19 protein-coding genes are annotated in these 20332 nt (G+C 68.6%); 12 read left to right on the forward strand and 7 right to left on the reverse strand.

Annotated elements, in window-relative coordinates; all coding sequences use genetic code 11:
* Positions 1–960 precede the first annotated feature (960 nt).
* The 4 genes from KIK09_RS34995 (at position 961) to KIK09_RS35010 (ending at position 3998) form a co-directional block, all read left to right on the forward strand.
* Entirely contained in the window at positions 961–1998 is a 1038-nt protein-coding gene (locus tag KIK09_RS34995; RefSeq protein WP_214323725.1) for a serine/threonine-protein kinase, read from the forward strand.
* A 1-nt stretch (position 1999) separates the two neighbouring features.
* A complete protein-coding gene (locus KIK09_RS35000; RefSeq protein WP_214323726.1) occupies positions 2000–2290 on the forward strand; it encodes a hypothetical protein in 291 nt (96 codons plus the stop codon).
* Between the two features lie 490 nt (positions 2291–2780).
* Positions 2781–3071, forward strand: a complete 291-nt coding sequence (locus KIK09_RS35005; protein WP_214323727.1) for a hypothetical protein — start codon at positions 2781–2783, stop codon at positions 3069–3071.
* A gap of 63 nt (positions 3072–3134) precedes the next feature.
* The gene (locus KIK09_RS35010) at positions 3135–3998 is read left to right on the forward strand and encodes an alpha/beta fold hydrolase (protein WP_214323728.1); all 864 of its coding nucleotides are present in this window, start codon (positions 3135–3137) and stop codon (positions 3996–3998) included.
* Between the two features lie 489 nt (positions 3999–4487).
* On the opposite strand, the gene KIK09_RS35015 is transcribed toward KIK09_RS35010, so the two are convergent.
* Both KIK09_RS35015 and KIK09_RS35020 read right to left on the reverse strand, forming a co-directional pair.
* Positions 4488–5843: an FAD-binding oxidoreductase gene (locus KIK09_RS35015; protein WP_214323729.1), complete on the reverse strand. Its 1356-nt coding sequence runs from the start codon at positions 5841–5843 to the stop codon at positions 4488–4490.
* Positions 5844–5872: 29 nt separating this feature from the next.
* On the reverse strand, positions 5873–6805 hold the full coding sequence (locus tag KIK09_RS35020) for an antibiotic biosynthesis monooxygenase (protein ID WP_308164477.1): 933 nt from the start codon (positions 6803–6805) through the stop codon (positions 5873–5875).
* Between the two features lie 150 nt (positions 6806–6955).
* Between KIK09_RS35020 and KIK09_RS35025 the strand changes: the two genes are divergently transcribed.
* Positions 6956–7522: a nucleoside deaminase gene (locus tag KIK09_RS35025; RefSeq protein WP_214323730.1), complete on the forward strand. Its 567-nt coding sequence runs from the start codon at positions 6956–6958 to the stop codon at positions 7520–7522.
* 1418 nt (positions 7523–8940) lie between these two features.
* On the opposite strand, the gene KIK09_RS35030 is transcribed toward KIK09_RS35025, so the two are convergent.
* Complete coding sequence (locus KIK09_RS35030; protein ID WP_214323731.1) at positions 8941–9891, reverse strand: SDR family NAD(P)-dependent oxidoreductase; 951 nt, start codon at positions 9889–9891, stop codon at positions 8941–8943.
* 193 nt (positions 9892–10084) lie between these two features.
* On the opposite strand from KIK09_RS35030, the gene KIK09_RS35035 reads away from it, so the two are divergent.
* The 5 genes from KIK09_RS35035 (at position 10085) to KIK09_RS35055 (ending at position 15477) form a co-directional block, all read left to right on the forward strand.
* Positions 10085–10672 (forward strand): TetR/AcrR family transcriptional regulator, encoded by a 588-nt coding sequence (locus KIK09_RS35035; RefSeq protein ID WP_214323732.1) that lies wholly within the window; start codon positions 10085–10087, stop codon positions 10670–10672.
* Between the two features lie 469 nt (positions 10673–11141).
* Entirely contained in the window at positions 11142–11828 is a 687-nt protein-coding gene (locus tag KIK09_RS35040) for a hypothetical protein (RefSeq protein ID WP_214323733.1), read from the forward strand.
* A gap of 56 nt (positions 11829–11884) precedes the next feature.
* Positions 11885–13846 carry a sensor histidine kinase gene (locus KIK09_RS35045; RefSeq protein WP_214323734.1) on the forward strand — a complete coding sequence of 654 codons (1962 nt, stop codon included), beginning with the start codon at positions 11885–11887 and terminating at the stop codon, positions 13844–13846.
* Entirely contained in the window at positions 13843–14508 is a 666-nt protein-coding gene (locus KIK09_RS35050) for a response regulator transcription factor (RefSeq protein ID WP_214323735.1), read from the forward strand. The genes KIK09_RS35045 and KIK09_RS35050 overlap by 4 nt, the downstream gene beginning before the upstream one ends.
* A 624-nt stretch (positions 14509–15132) precedes the next feature.
* Complete coding sequence (locus tag KIK09_RS35055) at positions 15133–15477, forward strand: MerR family transcriptional regulator (RefSeq protein ID WP_214323736.1); 345 nt, start codon at positions 15133–15135, stop codon at positions 15475–15477.
* Positions 15478–15678: 201 nt separating this feature from the next.
* Here KIK09_RS35055 and KIK09_RS35060 read toward each other — a convergent pair whose 3' ends face one another.
* Complete coding sequence (locus KIK09_RS35060; RefSeq protein WP_214323737.1) at positions 15679–16332, reverse strand: response regulator; 654 nt, start codon at positions 16330–16332, stop codon at positions 15679–15681.
* Positions 16329–17468: a sensor histidine kinase gene (locus KIK09_RS35065; protein ID WP_214323738.1), complete on the reverse strand. Its 1140-nt coding sequence runs from the start codon at positions 17466–17468 to the stop codon at positions 16329–16331. The genes KIK09_RS35060 and KIK09_RS35065 overlap by 4 nt, the downstream gene beginning before the upstream one ends.
* A 112-nt stretch (positions 17469–17580) precedes the next feature.
* Between KIK09_RS35065 and lgt the strand changes: the two genes are divergently transcribed.
* Positions 17581–18414: a prolipoprotein diacylglyceryl transferase gene (gene lgt, locus KIK09_RS35070; RefSeq protein ID WP_214323739.1), complete on the forward strand. Its 834-nt coding sequence runs from the start codon at positions 17581–17583 to the stop codon at positions 18412–18414.
* 154 nt (positions 18415–18568) lie between these two features.
* Here lgt and KIK09_RS35075 read toward each other — a convergent pair whose 3' ends face one another.
* The gene (locus tag KIK09_RS35075; RefSeq protein WP_214323740.1) at positions 18569–18841 is read right to left on the reverse strand and encodes a cupin domain-containing protein; all 273 of its coding nucleotides are present in this window, start codon (positions 18839–18841) and stop codon (positions 18569–18571) included.
* Complete coding sequence (locus tag KIK09_RS35080; protein ID WP_214323741.1) at positions 18838–19248, reverse strand: VOC family protein; 411 nt, start codon at positions 19246–19248, stop codon at positions 18838–18840. Before KIK09_RS35080 ends, KIK09_RS35075 begins: the two co-directional genes overlap by 4 nt.
* A gap of 66 nt (positions 19249–19314) precedes the next feature.
* On the opposite strand from KIK09_RS35080, the gene KIK09_RS35085 reads away from it, so the two are divergent.
* The gene (locus KIK09_RS35085) at positions 19315–19959 is read left to right on the forward strand and encodes a TetR/AcrR family transcriptional regulator (RefSeq protein ID WP_214323742.1); all 645 of its coding nucleotides are present in this window, start codon (positions 19315–19317) and stop codon (positions 19957–19959) included.
* Positions 19960–20332: the final 373 nt, after the last annotated feature.

The following is a 20332-nucleotide window of genomic DNA, read 5'->3' on the forward strand; positions in this document are numbered from 1 at the left end:
CTGGTGCCACACACTGGCAGAAACGGGTCGTGGACTTAGCCGCCTCGGGTGGCCGGCTCCATCAGGTTGCGGACTCAACAGCAGGAGGAGCTGCTACTGGCGGGCGCGGCGGTTGCCACCATCACCGCACCGGCAAGACCGGCCGACATGAGAGCCGCGAGAACGACGGCAACGACACGACGACGCATGGGCCTTCTCCTTCGGGTTCGCGGGCCAGTGCCCGGCCGCTGGCTCCCCGGCAGCCTTCAGCCGTTCATGTGTTGCATTGGTTGTGGTTTTTGAAATCCTGGAGTGACGTGTACTTGTATCCGTGACTGTCCCAGTAGTAGCCGTGGGAATACCACAATCGTCCACAGCCCCAAATGTAAACCCAGTGTTCCTGAGGCCGAAGATGTCGAGGTCCTCCCCGAGCTAACCGATGCGGCTGAGGCTGACGGATGGTTGCCGACGGCGACGGCAGCCATGAAGACGGCCGACAGAATTAATGCTTGTGCCGCCCTGTACATTTCCTATCTCTCTGACCATATTTTCACCTATCGCGTTCCGCCTTTTCGACCTGACTTTCAAATGAATCCCTGGCGAAGCCGCTGCCCCGACGGTCACCTGAATAGCGTCATCACATGAAAGACCAGCCAAGCAGTTCAGCAGGTTCCGAAGATTTCACAGCTTGCCCACACGATGCTAGTCTCTTACTCGCTGATACTCATCAATCGCGCGATTGACGACTGATACCATGGGGGTTGTATATTCACGGCTTGGTCTACCGCGGAGGTTTACCCTTCTCGGGCTGCCCTCCTTGCCGAAGCACCTGCGAACACCTCGCCGAGCTCGTCACGCATCCGAACTGGTAACGGCACCCTGCCGCTTGCTGCGGTAGATGGCCCGGATCGCCACGGCGAGGTACACAATCTGGACAAGCTCCGCCCGTGCGCGCCTGCCGTTCCTGATATAAGAAACCGCATGACCACCACCCGCCCTCTGGGGCCCGCCGATCCCGCCCAGGTCGGGTTATACCGGCTCACCAGGCTGCTGGGCGAGGGCGGGCAGGGCGCGGTCTATCTGGGTGTCGATCCCTCCGGCGGCCAGGTGGCGATCAAGCTGCTGCACGCCAGGCTGGCCCAGGACGCCGACAACCGGCGCCGCTTCCTGCGCGAGGTAGAAGCGGCCCGCCGGGTGGGCGCGTTCGGTACGGCACGCGTGCTGGACGTCGACCTGCACGGGAACCAGCCGTACATCGTCAGCGAGTACATCCCGGGCGAGTCGCTGCAGCAGCTCATCAGCCGCGAGGGCCCACGGGACGCGGGCGGCACGCGTCGGCTGATGCTCGCCACCGCGGCGGCGCTGAAGGCGATCCACGATGCCGGGATCGTGCACCGTGACTTCAAGCCGAGCAACGTGCTACTCGGGCCGGACGGGACGCGGGTGATCGACTTCGGCATCGCGCGGGCACTGGAGGGCACGACCATGCAGTCCAGTGCGGTGGTGGGCACGCCGCCGTACATGTCGCCCGAGCAGTTGCGTGGCGACGTGGTCGGGCCGGAGTCTGACGTGTTCTCCTGGGCGGTGACGATGGTCTTCGCGGCGACCGGGCGTCCGGCGTTCGGGCAGGACAGCATGCCTGCGGTGTTCAACCGGATCCTGCACCATCCGCCCGAGCTGGACGGGGTGCCGCCGGAGCTGCGGGGGCTGCTGGCGGCCTGCTTGGTCAAGGAGGCGAGGCAGCGGCCGACGGCGGGCGAGCTGGTTCGGCTGACCGTGGGCGACCACGTCCCACCACCACAGCAACGCGCCCCCGCTCGCCAGGCTCCGAGCACCGCCGTGCGGAAGCCGGAGCGGCCGTTCGTGGCCGCTTTCGTCGCCCAGGCGCTCGTCACCCTGGCCATCGCAGCGGTCTTCCTCATCACCGGCCAGGGCGCGTTGACCGGCTTGGCCACCCTGGCCATGGGCGGCGCGGCCGCCCTGATCCTCCGCCTGGCCGCGCGCAACCGAAGGCGCTGATGTGGAAATCAACGTGCTCATCGCCGCGCTCTTCGCCGCCGTGGTGGTTGCTCTCCTGGCCCGGCTCATCGTCGTGAAGGGACGCGGCTTCCTGTCGCGCCACCGCGTGCTCGTCGCGCTTACCTTACTGCCCCTGCAGCCGGTGCTCGGCGTCGCCGTCGGCGTGCTGCTGATCACCGGCTGGCAGTACGTCGAGGTCAACGGCCTGATCCTGGGCGTGCTCGCCTACCTCAACGGCCTGGTCGCCTTCGCGATCGTCGCCGCCATCCAGGATCTGCGCGGCCAGCGCTAGCTCTACCGCCTGTGAGTGCCCGAAACTCGGCCGGCGGACAGATCTGGGGTTTGGCCTTCCCGTTCTGACGGGCATGATCGCTGTTCATGGCGTTGCGGCTGGTTATCTGATCTTGGTTTCGGCTCGCCGGGTGGGTGGTGCTGCTGGGGCGCTCGCAGAGGTCGAAGGACACGGAGATTCTCGTCTTGCGTCGGCAGGTGGCAGGGCCTCGGCTGTCGTGGGCGGATCGTGCGGTGATCAGCGCGATGGCAGCGGCTGCTGTACCAGACGGTCGTCGGCGGTTGTTCGTGACGCCGGGCACGCTACTACGCTGGCACGCCGATCTGGGACGGCGGCGCTGGACCATCAATCGCCGCAGCCAGGGCTGGCCGCCCACCCGCACCTCCATCCAGGCGTTGGTACTTCGTCTGGCCCGGGAGAATCCGCTGTGGGGTTACCGGCGGATCGCCGGTGAACTCGCCGCTCTGGGCTGCCGAGTGGGGCCTCCACGGTGTGGCTCATCGTGAAGAAGGCCGGCATTGACCCGGCGCCGCGACGTGCGGGACTGACCTGGGGTGAGTTCCTGCGTGCTCAAGCTGCGGGGATCTTGGCATGCGACTTCTTCCACCGCGACACCGTGCTGTTCAAACGCCTGTATTGCCTTGTCGCCATGGAGCTGAGCACCCGCTTGGTGCACGTCACCAACCGGCTTTCGCGGGCGCTAAGCCTGCTGTCACCGCCTGGCGGCACACAATCGGGACCGCCCGTCCGGATACGTTCGGTTGCGGACAGGGTCCGATGAGTTTTGCCCCGCCAGATCGTCCGTCTCTGAGAACCAACCATCGCCAACCCCGGAAGGACCCTCGTGAAGCGGATCAAGGTCAACGGTGTCGAGTTGTGCGTGGAGACCTTCGGGGACCCGGCGGACCCACCGGTGCTGCTGGTCGGCGTCACCATGCTGAGCTGGCCGGACGAGCTGTGCGCGGCGCTGGCCGGGCGGTACGTGGTGCGCTATGACTCGCGCGACGCCGGCCAGTCGACGTTCGTCGACCCGGACGCGCCCACCTACGACCTCCGCGACCTGGTCACCGACGCGTCCGAGCTGTTGGTGGCGCTGGATCTGGGACGTACGCACGTGGTCGGGGTGGGCGTCGGCGGTTTCATCGCGCAGCTGCTCGCGCTCGACCATCCCGACCAGGTCGCGTCGCTGACGCTGGTCTCCACGCGTCCGGTCGCGCCCGGTCCGGTCGATCCCGACTTGCCGGACCACGCCGCGGAGATGAGCAAGCAGCTGTTCGGGCGTCCGGCGCCGGACTGGACCGATCGCGACAGCGTGGTCGACTACATGACCGGTTCCGCGCGGGTGATGTCCGGGTCGCGGGGATTCGATGAGCAGGACGTACGGGCGGCTGCCGGATCGGTCTTCGACCGAGCGGACCGGACGGCGAAGGCGCAGCGTGCGAGCCATCTCGGCAGCATGTTCGCGGCCATCGACTGCCAGCCGCGGTGGCGCGAACGGCTCGGCGAGATCACCGTACCGACCCTGGTGGTGCACGGGGACGAGGATCCGTTCTTCCCGCACGGCAACGGGGTGGCGCTGGCCGCGGAGATCCCGGGCGCCACTCTGCTCACACTGCCCGGCATCGGCCAGGGCGTGCCGCGCGTGACGTGGCCGGACGTCGTGGACGCCCTGCTGCGCCACACCTCTGACACTCCACGGGGAACCTGAACGGGGCACGCCTTGGCGGGCGTGACACAGGAGATCCAACACGACGCAATGGGATCCTCAACCAGACATCCGCCGCTTACCAGCTGGCCCCGGACACCGCGACTTTGGCCGTGCCCGCGGATGGGCAGTGCTCCGCGCACTCAACGGCATCCTCATCGGCGAAGCTGGCGCCCGCGGCCGCCCAGGCAGCAAGGCCACGTGGGGCCCACCCACCCACGCCGCGCTGCGGTGCCTCATCGCAAACGGCCCATCGCTGATCGATCGCCTCTCCACGCGCTCGCATGCCTTCGCGCCGGACCCCACCATGCTCGGCATGCTGGGGTCTCCTTGCCTGACGCGCCTTAACGACCTCTGTGCGGCTGACCAGCAGGTTCGCTTGACAACCCAAGATAACGATTACCGGACGAGGCCGTCGCCGTCATCGAGCGCTTCGCGGCCAAGATCGAAGGCTGACGGGGGCCATCAGCGAGGTGACGCGCCTATCAGAGGTCATGGTTGCAGGTAGGGCTGGAAGACGCCCTCGGGGTCCCATCGCGCTCGCACCGCCTGCAGGCGCTCCCACGTGTCGGACGTGAACGACCGCCGGCTTCGGGACGGAGCGGCCAGCAGATCGGCCTCCGCGATGTAGTGCCCGGCCGCCGACGGCGCGACCTTGCCCATCGCCTCGCGCAACCAGCGGACGTTGACCTGATCGTGCGCCGGGTCCTGCCAGATCGCGTAACCGACGACGTAGCTCCTGCCCAGCACCGAGAAGGCCATATCGGGCATCGCCGCTCCGCCGGGCGGCGCGGGAGGGATGTTCGCCAGCACGAGTGACTTGCCGGACGGAGCCTTGGCGACGTCGTCCGCGAGCAGCGGCAGCAGCGCGCCGAGGTCCTCCATCGACCAGAGGGTGTCGGCCGCGACGCGGTGGCGCTCCGGCCAGAGCGCGCTGGTGCCGTCGAACAGGGCGTCGAAGGTGGCCGGCTGCTCCGCCGAGCGGGCCAGGGCGCGCCCGGCAAGGGGGCACGCGCGGAACGCCTCAAGAGATCGGGCCGCCTCGTCCGCGGAGTCCGCGAAACAGGTGGCCGTGAGGATGATCGCCTTCGTCCCGGACTCCTGCGGCGCCGTACCGAACGTGATGCTCAGCTCGACCGTCGGGGGTAGCGACGCCGCGACCTCGACGGCCCAGGACGTCACGTCCGCCACGTCCGGGAGCGGGAAGACGTAGGCGCTGGTGGTGATCGCCGCCGGGAGACGACGCAGAGACAGCCGGAACCGGGTGACGACCGCGAAGAACCCGGGCCCGGCTCCGCGCGCCGCCCAGAAGAGGTCGGCGTTCTCGTCCTCGCTGCACCGGACCACCTCGCCGGCCGCCGTCACGGCTTCGATCTCCGCGACGCTCAGGCAGGCAGGCCCCCACACTCCGGGGTTCCAGCCGAGCCCGCCGCTCAGCAGGTAGCCGCCGAGCGCGACGGAGCCGCAGTGCCCCACGGGGAAGGCCAGCCCGTGCTCGGCGAGCGCGGCGGCGAGATCGCGGACTCTGACGGCGGGCTGCGCGCTCGCCGTGGCCGAGGCGGTGTCGACGGCGCACGCGTCGAGCCGGGAGAGGTCGATGAGCATGCCTCCGTCGCGCACCGAGGCGCCCACCCAGTTGTGGCCACCCGCCCGCACGGCGACCCGCATGCCCGCCGAGCGGGCGAACCTGACGGCCGCCTGGACGTCCCGCTCGGAGGCGGCCTGGACGATTACGTCGGGGAACCGCTCCGGCTTGAGCCCGTTCCACACCGCGGCCGCCCTGAGGGCCTCGTAGCCGGCCTCGCCTCGCCCGACGAGCAGCCCTTCGAGGTCTCGGTCTAGCTCCATGTCGGACATCCTCCAGGTGGACGCGCCCGCTAACGGGTGATCACGGCGAAGACGGCGATGGACAGCGCATAGCACAGCACGATCACGAGCGCTCCGGCGGCGCCGGCGAGGAACGAGCGGGGCACATCGGGGCGCAGCCATGCCGCGAAGGCCCTGTTGACGAGCGGCATCAGGACCCAGGTGAGGATGCTGACGCTCAGCACGTTGCTGATGAACATGGCGAAGTAGAAGGGCAGGCGCGCGCCGGTCAGCACGCGGCTCACCGTCAGGCTCAGCGCCATCACGGTCGGATAGAGGGCCAGCAGCACGCACATGGCCTGCTTCCAGTTGGGCGGAGCACCCTGCCCAGCAGCTTCGCCGCCGAACCGGAACCAGCCGCCGAACGCCGACTTGACGGTGCGCACGTCGAAGTCGATGACGCAGTCGCGACCTTCGTCCAGGAGCTTTCTGCGGATGTCGGATGCGAGCCAGTTCTCAAGGTGTTCGCGGGTGTCGAACCGGGTCATGACCACCCAGTGCGGCTGTACGCCCGGCACGGGCGCGAACGCCTCGAATCCGAGGAAGCCGGGAAACCTCCCCTCTGCCTTGTGGACCCTGTCCTGCCAGCGCGTGTAGTCGCCCTCGCGGCCCGGCCGGACGTTGTGGGAGATCACCGCCGTGACCGCTTCGCTGTCGGGCGTCCTTCCCGCGAGGACCTCCAGCGCCGGCGGCTCCTCCAGCAGCGGCCGGACCTCGTCCAGCAGGGCCTTGCGCGACTCCGAATTCAGCCATCCGGTCAGCCGGGCGATACCCGAGAAACGAAAAACAGACACCCAGGAGGGTTGCTCGCCGGGAATCGGCGGATAAGCCTCCGCCCCCTCGAAACCAGCAAATGAGCGCATGCTCTCATTTATTTTCTGCTGCCAGCGGCGATAATCCTCCTCGCGGCCTTCGCGAACCCTTGACGAAATGACCACGGTCACGCCGTGATCCGAGGCCCCACGGTTCAAACCAGGCTTCACCTGGGCAAGTATAGTCCACGGCCGCCCGGAGAAGCATGGCGGCAATGACTCGAACACAGCAATCGATCATGAAGAAATTTCAGCCTTAATTTACCTGCCGGAGGTTATGAGATGGGACCCAAGGAATTCATGGCCGAAGCCGTGCGACTCGCCACGGAGTCCGTTGTGAACGGCTGGGGCGGCCCGTTCGGCGCGGTCATCACCAAGGACGGAGAGATTCTCGCCCGCGGGCAGAACCGCGTCCTGCTCACCGGCGACCCGACCGCGCACGGCGAGATCGAGGCCATCCGCAAGGCCATCCAGATCCTGAACCCGGAGGCACCCAGCCTTGCGGAGGACCGCCAGAACGCCTCGACTCTCGAACTCGTGCCGCGCCCTGAAGGATCGCCCGACCTCCTGCCCGAGCGGGCCCGGATGCTCATGGGATACTCCCTCTACTCGAGCGGGGCTCCGTGCCCGATGTGCATGAGCGCCATCTACTGGTCGCGGCTCGACTCGGTCCACTTCAGCTCCGACCTCGAGGCGACGAGGAAGATCGGTTTCGACGACGAATTCCAGTACGAGGACTTCCAGCGGCCCCTCGACCAGCGCAAGATCCGGATCGAGCACATCTATCCCGAGCTCGGCGCCCAGGCCTACGCCGCCTGGGCGAACAAGCCGAACCACCACCCGTACTGATCCGCCGGGACGCCTAGGCCGTGTTTCAAAGGGTTGTGAGGTCGCGACTTGCGGTGATCGATGGACGACGAGGTCTCCGGTAGTTGATTTAACGACCAATGGAGGATCAGGACCGGCACCCCCTGGCGGGACGTGCCGGATCTGTATGCGCCCTGGTCGACGGTGTACGGCCGGCTTCGCCGCCGGCAATCCTGGCGGCGTTACGGGCACAAGCCGACGCCGCCGGAAAGATCGGCTGGACGGTGAGCGTGGACTCCACGATCAGCCGCGCCCACCAGCACGCCGCCGGGGCGCACCGCAACGGCCACCGGCAGAAGGAGCCACCCGGTGGAATCCAGATCGAACCAGCCGCCCACGCCCTGGGCCGTTCACGCGGCGGGTTGACCACCAAGACCCATCTGGCCTGCGAGCAGGGCCGGAAGGTGCTGGTCAGCGCGGTGACAGCCCGCAGTTCATCCGGTGCTGAACAAGATCCGCGTCCGGCGCATCGGCGGCAGTCGACCGCGGGCCCGCCCAAGTCTGGTCCTGGCGGACAAGGCCTACACCAGCAAGGCCAAGCGCGAACGACGAGCGCGCCCAAGAGAAGATCCGCGGCCTCTTCCTTGTCGGGGCCTACTGCGACACGAGTCGTTCTTCGTCATGCTGCTCCCCCGCCTCTCGATTCCAGGGGTGCGGCTGTACGGCACGACGAACCCGGACGGCCCCGGCATTGGCCGAAGGTTGCCTATCTCGACCGGGCCCGACTACACCTCGACCGCAAGGGCCAGGTCCAGCAGTGCCAATGGCAAGGACAGCAGGATCGCTTCCCCGCTTGCTTGTGATCGCCGTTTCCCAGCTTGCGAGCACCGCCGCGGGCGAGCGCGCGAACGCATGCGATCCCGCGTACCCGTAGTTCAGGCCATGATCAAAGCGCGCCCTGCAGGATTCGAACCTGCGACCGTCGGATAGATGCACGATCTTTAAGTGTCCCCTACTGACGCTTGGTGATGGTTCGTGCCATCTTGCGGTGCCGCCCGTGTCCCGCAATGCCAGATCCTGACCGCGCGTCCCTCATGCGGACATGACCCCGCCCATGCCCAGCCACTCTGCCGGGTGGCCCAGCCCGAGGTGCTCTGCTTCCTCGCCGGGGTCCCGGTAGTGCCAGCCGTACTTCCAACGAACCTAGCTCTGAGCTGCAACGTCTCTACGACAAGCCGGGGGTGGGGCGAGCTGGACCGCCGTTATGAAGAGCCAGGTCAGAGAGGGGTTCGTTGGATTTCTCGCGATTGCTACCAGGATCCCATCTGGAAGAGCGGAGCAAACGGAAACAGTGCCGAGTGCCGTGGGCCCGATCAGGCATAGATGGCCGAGCCCGGCCAGTGGTGAGCCGCTTCTGAAAGGCCGTGACGAGGGTGTGGGATCGGCTGGGTGCCGTCGGCTCATCTGAGGTTGGGGCTGGGATCGAGGCCGGTCAGGTCGGCGCTGGCGGTCCACAGGCGCGCCGCGAGTGCGGTGTCGGCCAGGTGGCCTTGGACGGGTTCGAGGGTGGGCAGGCCGCGGATCCCGAATATCCGCGGTCCCCAAAGCTGGCCGCCGCGTACGGACGAGTCGAGGACGGCCCGGACGGCGGGCCAGGCGGCGGCCTCCTTGCCTTGGAGGACAAGGCCCGTGGGCAGGCTGCGCAGTCGTTGGCCGGTGGTTCGGAGGTGGAGCGGCGGGCGTGAGGGGGTGAGGGAGTCGAGTGCGCCGCCGGGATGGATGACCACGCTCAGCGACGTGCTGCCGGCGGCGCGCAGGCGGCGGTCGAGTTCGAAGCCGAAGAGCATCTGCGCGAGTTTGGATCGTGCGTAGGTGCGCTTCGGCCGGTAGCCGCACGTGCTCTGCAGATCGTCGAGGTCCAGGCTCTCGGACTTTGCCGTGAAGCTGCCGGTGGTGACGACACGGCTCGCGGGTGTGGCCGTCAGCAGGGGCATCAGTCGGCAGATCAGCGCGAAGTGCCCCAGGTGGTTGGTGGCGAACATCAGCTCGTTGCCGTCCTTGGTCTCGCGCCGTGGCGGCCGGTCGAGCAGCACCCCGGCGTTGCAGACGACCGCGTCCAGTCTTTCCAGGTTCAGGGCGTCGGCGGAGGCTTTGAGCGAGGCGAGGCTGGCGAGATCCAGGTGAAGGTGACGGACGTGCGCGCCGGGGATCCGGGCGCGGATCGAGACCTGTGCGGCTTCGGCCTTGGCGGCGTCGCGGCCGGCGAGGATGACGGTGGCGCCGGTGCCGGCGAGTTGTTCGGCGACGAAGTAGCCGATGCCCGCGTTGCCGCCGGTGACGAGGAAGGTCTTGCCCTCGGCGCGCGGCAGGTGCCGTACGTCCCAGGGGGCTGGGCTGTGGAGGGAGGACATGATCCGGCTCCTTGCGTGGATGGCTGGTCGGGTCAGCGTCAGTGCGGGAGTTGTTCTGGGGCTGATCCGGGTGTCAGGTGGACGTGGCGGTCGGGCCATGACGCATCCCCCCTTCGAAACGAAGCCGTACTGACTACGAAACTATAATCACTATAGATTCAGATGCGTTTCAGGTTCCGGTACCATGAGAGGCATGCCGACGACGGGGCGCCGCGAGCGCAAGAAAGCACAGACCCGCCGGGAGTTGTCGGAGGCCGCGTTGCGGCTGTTCTGCGAGCACGGGTATGGCGGCGTCACCGTCGCCCAGATCGCCGACGAGGCAGACGTCTCCATCGCGACCCTGTTCGCCCACGTGCCGGACGGCAAGGAAGCGCTGATCTTCGACGACGGCGCCGAACGACGCATCTGGCTGGTCGCCGCGGTCCGCGACCGGCCCCCCGGCGAGTCAGTGCTGCAAGCCCTGCGCCGCTGTATGGCAGCCCGGGGACCCTTCACCGACGATCTCCCGCCCGAACTGCGGCGCAAGCGCGACCTCATCGTCAGCACGCCCGCCCTGCGGGAATACTCACGCAAGCTCTGGATAGCCAGCGAGAAAGCCCTGGCCGAAGCGATCGCCGCCGAGAGCGGCCGCGACCCCTCCGACATGACCGTCCGCGCTCTCGCCCGCTACATCCTGGAGATCCCCGAACTCGCGGGTGCGGAACCCGACCCCCTGGCCGCGCTGAACGCCATCTTCGACCTCCTCGAGTCCGGCTGGCCCGAGTCGCCCGAAGAAGCCTGACCGAGCCTCCACCTGGCCGGCGCACCCGCCGCGCCGAAGCCGGTGATGCGGTCGACGCCACGGAAGCACTGCAGCGGAGCAACGCGTATGCCGCCAGGGTCGGCTGGGCGCGCTGGCCGAAGCGGCGTGCAGCGCCACCTCCGAACGCGACCTGAAGCAGCTGTCCGTGACGGTCGCCATGTCTTGGCGTCTGCTCTTGTGAGGTGAGACGCGTCTTGAGCAACGGTCCAGAATGCCAGGAGGCCAGCGCGCTACGACCAGCGTGACCACGACGCCCGTGTCCAAGAGGGAGCCAACGCCATGGCCGGCCAGGGCCGCGGCGGTCGGGCGCGGCGGCACGGGCCGGATGGGAACCGCCGTGTGAGGCGAGAATCCCGCATGTTCCGGGACCTCGGGCTCTGCTGCCCGGGATCGAGGACGACGACTGTGAGAGCGGCAACGACACAGTCACCTCCGCAGGAGACACCCCATGGACATTCGCACCGCCTCCCGCGTCGCGGGCGCAGTCTCGCTGATCGTCGGATCGTTGGCCATCGCCATCCCGATCGAGATCACCGACGAGAACGCCCCGATCGCGGCCCAGCTCCAGGACTACGCGCACCATTCCGCTCTCGGGATGCTGTCGAACCTTGTCCTCCTTCCCGTGATCTTGATGGTCCCCGCCGTGATCTATGCTGCCCGCCTCGCCCGCCGGGGCGCGCCGCGCCTGGCCTTCGTCGGCGGTGGGCTGTCGGCGCTCGGCTGGATCGCCGGCGCCATGAGCATCGGCGCGGGGCAGATCGCGCTCTACCAGGGCTCCCAACTCGCCGACCAGGCAGGCGCGGCGGCGCTGATCGAAAGGATCAACGGCGATCCGGTGTACGGCACGCTCGTGGGCGTCTTCGTCCTCGGGCACGCGATTGGCATGATCGTTCTCGGCGTCGGGCTGTGGCGCTCGCGGGCGGTCGCGCCCTGGGTCGCCGCGCTGTTCGTCGCTTACCCGGTCGGGCACGTCGTCGGGCACGCGATCAGTCCGGTCCTCGACTCGATCGCCGGCGTGTTCCTGCTGGTCAGCGCCGTGGCCGTGGCAGCCGCGGTCCTGCGCACTCCGAACGAGCTGTGGGACCTGCCGGCGGGCAAGGTCGCGGCCGAGCCCGTGGCGGCCCAGACCCCATGATCTCCGATCAGGATGCGACTCCCCAGCGGCCCGCCGTTGGCCCACAATCGACGCTGATGGCTTCCAAACTCAGATCCGTCGTCTCGGTCACGGTGACGCTGGCCGTGCTCTTCGCTGCCGCCGGCGCGGCTTTGATCGGCACCGGCCGGCTGAGCTGGCTGTCGATCCTGATCTCAATAACCTCGTTGGTGTACGTGGCGGTCGCCTTCGTCGGCGCGGCGATCCTGCGCACGCGGCCGCGCAGCCGTACTGGCTGGATATTCCTCCTCTCCGGTACGGCGGCGCCGGTCGCGGCCGCGCTCACCGCCGCCGCCGACGTCGGGGCGCACGTCGGCAGGGTCGACGCCGCATCCTGGATCTATCTGGCGCAGACCCCGTTCAGCCTGCTCAGCGTCCCGGTGATGGCGACCTTCGGGATCCTGCTCTTCCCCGACCGCCGCCTGGACACGCGGCGCTGGCGGGTGCTCGGGCTGGCCTTCGCCGTCGACCTGCTCGTGCTGCTGGTGTGGGCGCTGCTCTCGCCGGACTCGGTGGAGGTGCAGGGGCTCTACAACCCCATCGCGGTGCCCGGCGCGGACGGGCTGGTGATCAGCATCCTGCTCGTCGGCCCACTCAGTCTGCTGGCCTGCGTCTCGCTTTGGCGCTTCGCCCGGCGCGACACCGGCCCGTACGCACCCGCCCTGCGCACGGCCGCGCGGGTGTCGTTCGTCGTCCCCGCCTCCTACCTCGCATGCGTGGTCGCGGGATTCACCTCCGGGGACACGGCACCCATCGCCGTCCTGGAGAACCTCGCGGCGATCGCGGTCGGAGCCGCGGCGTGGATCGGCATCGCGCGGCACGGGCTGTTCGACACCCGCGCGGTGCTCAACCGGGCGCTGGTGTACGGGTTCCTGAGCCTGGCGCTCGTCGCGGTCTACCTCGTCGCGGCCGTCTCACTCGGCCTGGCCTTCGGCGGGCTCGTGCCGCAGGTCGTCGCCGCGGTCATGGCCGCCCTGGCCGTGCTGCCGCTGCGTGACCTGGTGCAACGCCGGATCAACCAGCTCGTCTACGGGCTCCGGGACGATCCGGCGGCCGCGTTCGCCCGGCTCGGCGACCGGCTGGACGCGGCCGGGGCGCCCGAGGACATCCTCCCGGCCGCCGTCCGTACGGTCGCCGAAGCCCTTCGCCTGCCGTACGTCGCGATCGAGGCGGGCGGCGAGGTGCTGTGCCGTCACGGCCGCGCGCTTCCCGGCCAGACGCAGGCGCTGCCGCTGCCCTTCGCCGGCGAGACGATCGGCCACCTGATGCTGCAGACCCGCAGCGGCGGCGACTTCTCGGCCGACGAGCGGCGGCTGCTGGCGGACCTGACCAAGCAGGTGGCCGTGGCGGCCCGCGCGGTCGTGCTGACCCAGGCGCTGCAGTCCTCGCGGCAGCGCCTGGTGACGACGCGCGAAGAGGAGAGGCGGCGGCTGCGCCGCGACCTGCACGACGGGCTCGGCCCCACGCTCGCCGGCATCGCTCTGGGCATCGACACGGTACGCCGGGCGACCCCGCCGGACGGGTCTGTCGCGGATTTGCTGGCCAGGCTCCGCGAAGCCACCGAATCGGCGGTCGACGACATCCGCCGCCTCGTCTACGACCTGCGGCCGCCGATCCTCGACGAGCTGGGCCTGGCCGGGGCCGTACGGGAACAGGCGGTACGGCTGGGCGCGGCGAGCATCGACGTCCCCGAGGCGCTCCCCGCGCTGCCCGCCGCGGTGGAGGTGGCCGCCTACCGCATCGCCGTCGAAGCCCTGACCAACGCGGCGCGCCACGCGCCGGGAACGCCGGTGTCGGTCCAGCTCACGGTGAACAGCCGCCTGGAGCTGTCGATCGCCGACGGCGGCGCCGGGCTGCCGGACGGATACCGCGCGGGCATCGGTCTGAACTCGATGCGGGAGCGCGCCGCGGAGCTCGGCGGCCTGTGCGTGGTGAGCCGGCGTGACCCGTGCGGAACGCTCGTGCGCGCGGAGTTCCCACTGTTCGAGGAGGCGCTGTGACGGTACGAGTCGTCGTGGCCGATGACCATCCGCTGTTCCGGGAGGGGCTGCGGTCGCTCATCTGCGACTCGGCCGAGACCGAGCTGGCCGGGGTGGCCGCCGATGGCGACGAGGCCGTCGCCGTCACGCTCGAGCAGCGCCCCGACGTGGTCGTCATGGACCTGCGGATGCCCGGTCTCAACGGCGTCGACGCGACCCGCAGGATCGTCACCGCGCTGCCCGAGGTCGCCGTGCTGGTGCTGACGATGGTGGAGGAGGACGCCTCGATATTCGCGGCGATGCGCGCGGGCGCACGAGGTTACGTCCTCAAGGGCGCAGAACCCGAGACCATCCTGCGCTCGATCCTCGTGGTCGCGGCGGGAGAGGTGATCTTCGGTTCCGCGGTCGCCGCGCGCCTGACCCAGTTCTTCGCGGTCGGCGCCGGCGCCACCGTGACGCCCTTCCCCAACCTCACCGGCCGCGAGCGCGACATCCTCGCGCTCATGGCGACGGGCGCGGACAACAGGACCATCGCGCTGCGCATCGGGGTGACGGAGAAGACCGTGCGCAACAACGTGTCGAACATCTTCGCCAAGCTGCACGTCGCTGACCGGGCGGCGGCCGTGGCGCGAGCGCGTGACGCCGGGCTGGGTTCGGCGCCACAGGACCGGTTGGGAAGGTAAGACAGGGCAGCCGCAGGTCAAGCGCGTTGTCGTGATCGGCCCCACGAGCGTCGTGTCGGCCCCAGTCCGTGGCGCCGATCACTGTGGCGTTGGCCGGCCAGATCGCCACCGTACGGCCGTCGGGTTCGGCGCGCACCTGCTGGACCCCAGGGTCGCTCCAGCATAAAGCTCTGGTGGTCCGTCCCTGAGGTGGGGTGGATCACGAGAGTTTTCGCTTTGCAGAGGCGAAGCGAGCTGGTGTTCTCAACCAGCACGGGCGGATCGATGACTGCCCCTCAACGTGCGCATGGATGTCCGCAAGGTGCTTGACAGGTCAGGGCTCAACGGGAGCTACGGCACAGCTTTGTCTCGCTGCTGTCGGATCACGGTGTCCCGATAGAGGACATTTCCCACCCAGGTGCAGGTCCAGGCCCCGGATCCGGTCGCCACGCACCTGCATGGCGGTGAAGTGGGCATACCCGGCGAACGCGAGCGGCGCCAGGTCCTCGGCCTCGGCGACCCGGCCGTCACGCTGCACAACGAACGAAGACATATCTCACTCCCAGCAGTACGGAATGTGCGTCCTGCGGGCGAAGTTAAGGGTTGACATTGATGGCAAGGTCAAGCGGGTAGTGGAGCGAGCACATGCTGATCGGCGAGTTGTCCCGGCACACAGGGGTCAGCACGCGACTGCTGCGGTACTACGAGGCGCAGGGCGTGCTGCAGGCCCATCGCGGCACGAACGGCTACCGCTTCTATGACGACGACGCCGTGGTCACCGTGCGCCAGGTGCGCGCGCTGCTGAAGGCGGGCCTGTCGACCGAGGTGATCCGCGTGGTACTGCCGTGCGTACGCGGCGAGCGCCCCGACTTCGAGTGGTGCGCCGAGCTCTGGGACATCCTGAACGGCGAGCTCGAGGCCATGAACGAGCACATCGGCGACCTCCAGCGCAGGCGCGACGTCCTCGCGGGCTTCGTCCGGAACCGCTGAGGCTGTCCAGGTTCAGCGGCCACGCCCCCGGCGACCACACACAGTCACCGTGCCCCGGCCTACATGTACGGCAGGCCGCGCGGCGCCCGCTTCTTCCAGCAGTCCTCGAACCCGCGCGGGTACCCGGACCTTGGTATAGGCGTTGAACGACTCGTGGACAGAGCCGCCGCTCGCCCCCTGTCTGCAGACGATCAGCGCACCTCAACCCCTGGAATCAATCATCTGGCCGCCGAGACGGATGATCCCGCGGGAAGCGGCGACCGTCACGGCGGCGGTCCGGTCGTCGACGCCGAGCTTGGCGAAGATGTGCAGGAGGTGGGTCTTGACCGTGGCCTCACTGATGCACAGGTGGGCGGCGATGGCCTTGTTGCTCATCCCCTGGGCGACAGCGCAGAGGACCTCGATCTCCCGACCGCTGAGGGCGTCAGGCGCATCGGCACGCGCCCACGACAACACCCGGGTGGCGATCGTCGGCGACAGCGCACTCTCTCCTCGCGCCGCCGCCCGGATCGCGTCGAACAGCTGCTCACGGCGGGTGTCCTTGAGCAGGTAGCCGATGGCTCCCGCGTCGATGGCACGCGAGATGTCGCTGTCGGTGTCGTAAGTGGTAAGGACGATCACCTTGGCGCTGGGGTCGTGTTCGCGGATCCGGTTGATCGCCGTCGCGCCGTCGATCTCGGGCAGCTGCAGGTCCATCAGGGTGACGTCGGGCCGCAGGTCGTGCGCCAGCCGTACCGCGTCTGTGCCGGAAACCGCCTCGCCGACCACCTCCAGGTCGTCCTGGGTGCCGAGCATCGCCCGGATGCCGTCACGGACCACCGGATGGTCGTCGGCGATCAGGACCCGGACGGTCATCGCGCCCCGCTCAGCGCCGCTGCCGGGAGGCTGGCCACGACCGTGGCGCCCGCGCCGGGAGCACTTTCCACGAGCAGTGTGCCGCCGAGCTGCTCCATCCGTTCCCGCATGATCGACAGACCATGTCCGGAGGCGGCCCGCTCGGGATCGAAACCGCCGCCGTCGTCGTGGACATCCAGCACGACCAGGTCCTCCATGTACGACAGGGTCAGCGTAACCTGCTCGGCACTGGCATGGCGGCGTGCGTTGGCGACCGCCTCCTGCGCCACGCGCAGCAGCTCTGCCTGGACTTGGGCTTCCAGCGGCCGGAGCGTGCCGGTGATCACGCTGTGCGCCTCGATGCCGGTCTCGTCGGACAGCCGGCCGGACAGCCGCCGCAGAGCCTCTGGCAGGCCGCATTCGTCGAGGTCGCCGGGGCGCAGCGCTCGCACCACGCGGCGACTTTCAGCCAGGTTCTCCCGGGCCGCCCGTAAGGCCTGGCTGAGGTGCTTGTTGTCCGGCAGGGTCGCCTGCGCTGCCTCCAGCAACATCACCACGCTGGCGAACCCCTGGGTGAGGCTGTCGTGGATGTCCCGGGCAAGCCGCTGCCGCTCGGCCGCCACTCCCGCCTGCCGTTCGGCCGCCGCCCGCGCTTCCTGCGCGGCCTGCAGCTGGTCGATGAGCCGCTTGCGCTCGGCGCTCTGCTGTGCCACGGAATTGAAGTATCCGACAGCGGTGGCCGCGCTGATCGCGATCAGTGCGCTGATGGCGATCTCGGTCCAGGTGATCGACCCGGTCGTGTGGTATCGGTGCCACAGCCAGCCCCCGGCGCACGACACCACCGCGACCAGCCCGACCCGCACGGCGTCCATGCAGTACGGCACGAGCACGCTCAACCCGACCACCAGGAAGGAGGAATCGACGGCGAACAGCCCCAGCCAGAGCAACCCGCCGCCCAGCACGTACGGCACGGGCACGTCACCCGAGGGCGGCGTGCGCAGCACGAACCACACCGCATACCAGGCGGCCAGCCCGGCCACCAACACCACCGGGAGGAACCGGCCTCCCTCCATCACGGGTCCTGCGGAGGTCAGCACCAGCCACGAGACGAAAAAGGCGTGCTGCCACCGACGCCGCGACCGCTCCCAGGACTCCATACCGCTGACGATATTCAGCCTTCTGCCGGATCGGCATCAACCAGTCGACTGATCGCATAATCGGCGCACCGCTCGATGCGGGCGCAGCCGTACCGAAACCAGACTCGACGGCGTGACCGCAATCCCCAGCCCGTCCCAAGCCGTCTGGCATCTGGGCCCGATCCCGATCCGTGCCTACGCCCTTCTGATGGTCCTCGCCGTCCTCGTCGGCGTCTGGGTGACGCGGCGCCGTTGGGCCGCCCGCGGAGGCGATCCCGGCGCGGTGGACGACATCGCCACCTGGGCCGTGCCGTTCGGCCTGGTCGGCGCCCGGCTCTACCACGTGGCCACCGACTGGGAACTGTACTTCGGACCCGGCCGACAGCCGCTGCGGGCCTTCGCGATCTGGGAGGGCGGGATCAGCATCTTCGGCGCCCTCGCGGGCGGCGCGCTTGGCGTGTGGCTGACCTGCCGGCGACGCGGCATCGCGCTGCGCGACTTCGCCGACGCCGTCGCTCCCGGGATCGCGTTCGGGCAGGCGATCGCCCGCTGGGGCAACTGGTTCAACCAGGAGCTGTACGGCAGGCCGACCACCTTGCCGTGGGCACTGGAGATCGACCCCGCCCACCGGCCGCCCGGCCTGGAGTCCACGGCCACCTACCATCCGACGTTCCTCTACGAGTCGCTGTGGAACCTGGGCGTGGCAGGGTTCGTCATCTGGGCCGAGCGGCGGTTCCGGCTCGACCGTGGCCGGACGTTCGCGCTCTACGCCGCGGCCTACACCGCCGGCCGTACCTGGATCGAGTGGTTGCGCATCGATCTCAGTCACCACATCCTTGGCCTGCGCCTCAACGACTGGACGGCACTGCTGATCTTCTCGGCCGCGGTCATCTATCTGGCGGCCACGAGGAAGGCCACGCCAGCTGATCGATCAGGCGGCCACATGTCCACGCGCCAGCTTCAATGAGACAGGACATCGGACCAGTAGGCGGGGTCGTTCCGAGTGGCCTGGGTCTTGGGGTGGTCGGCGCCCTGCGCCCGCTCCATGCTCTTTGTCGGTGTGTCGGGTCAGGTGGGAGGCGGGCCGAGGATCTGGTGGCCGTGGCGCTGGCCGGCCTCGATCAGGCGGGGGATGTCGGGCGGGGTGGGGTCGGGTCCGGCGGTCCAGTGGTGGTCGCCGCAGTGGTCTTTCCCTCGAGGATGTAGAACGCCTCGTCCTCGCGGTCGTGGATGTGCTGAGGTGGCCCGAAACCGACGGGGGCGGACCACTCGATGAGGGTGAAGGCGCTGCCGGTCTGGTCCGCGCCGGCCTTCACGGTCATCCGGGTGTCCAGGAACCACAGGTGCGGGCCGTCGGCAGGGGTGAGCAAATACCCGGTGGGGTCGAAGCTCATCGGGCATCCTCGGGTTCGTCCTGGGCTGGGTGGTAGAAGCGGATCTCGATGCCGTCGGGATCGTGCAGGCCGACCAGCACCTGGCCGGCGTGCCCTGTGACGATGCCGCCGTGCGGCTCGGCCAGGTCGTCCAGTCGCTGCTGCCAGGCCTTCAGGTCACGCAGGGTGGGTACGCACAAGGCCATCGGGTCGAATCCAGCCATCGCGGCAGCACGTACCGAATCTTGACGCAGGGCCACATCGACGACGTTGTTCGCATCACGCAGGGCGACACCCATGAGCTTGCCGTCCTCGACGAACTCGATGACGACGCGCAGGCCTAGAACGCGCTCGTACCAGTCTCGGCTGCGTTCCACGTCCGTTACCGGGAGTTTGACGTGGTGGAAGCCGTTGAGTGTCGCGCCCATGGGCACCTCCGAAGGATCTCACTAGAGCAGTCTCTAGCGAATGTTCTCTAGAGTAAGCTCCAGCGAATGAGCGATCCTGTCAAGAGCACGACCGGAAAGGGCACCCGCCGAGCCGCTCAGGCGCGTGCTACCCGGAGACGGATCACCGACGCTGCGCGGGAGCTGTTCCTGCGGCAGGGGTACGCCTCGACCACCCTGGATCAGATCGCCGCCGCGGCCGGGGTCGCGGTGCAGACGGTGTACTTCCACTTCGGCAACAAGGCCACAGTTCTCAAAGAGATCATCGACGTGCTGGCGGTCGGCGACGACGAGCCGATACCGATGCTGGACCGGCCTTGGGTGGAGCAGGTACGCAACGAACCAGACGGCCGCCGGGCGTTGGCGATCTGGCTGGCCAACAGTCGCGTCATCTTCGGCCGGGTGGCGCCGATCATGAAGATCGTCCGCGACGCCGCCGGCGCCGATGCCGAGATGGCCGCGCAGTGGGAGACCAATCAGAACCAGCGCTTCCTCGCCCACCACACCCTCGCGCGGCAACTCGCCGACAAGCAGGCCCTGCACTCGGACCTGTCGACCGAGGAGGCGGCCGACGTCATCTTCACCCTGGTCAGCTTCGAGGTCTACCTCTTGCTCACCGACGCACGCGGGTGGACGCCCGATGAGTGGGAACGCTGGATCCACAAGACCCTCGCCGCCGCGATCCTGCGCTGAAGCCGACACCGGGTACGGGAACGAGCGGGCGACCACTCGGGCGCCAAAGAAGTCCGGCAAGTCTGCCACGCCTTTCTGGCCGTCGGCGACACGGTCCGCTGGGTTAGCAGCGGTGACCTCGACTGCGAACCACCCTGAACTTTGGTTCATGAAGTCTTCAGAGATCGACACATATCTCCTGGAGTCGATTCCCTTAATCGCGGAGGTGACATGGGCGAGGCGAGTCCATATGCGACTGGCGGCGGGAGAACGGCGCTAGAGCACCGCTATGGAGCATTGCGTACGCTAAGGCGGTTCGGCGGGGTCAGTGTGGGTGCTGAACGCGGGCTGTTCGGGTGCTTGGGGATACGTTCCGGTTCCGATGCAGGTCCAC

Source organism: Nonomuraea sediminis (assembly GCF_018531495.1).
In the GTDB taxonomy this organism is placed as follows: Bacteria; Actinomycetota; Actinomycetes; order Streptosporangiales; family Streptosporangiaceae; genus Nonomuraea; species Nonomuraea sediminis.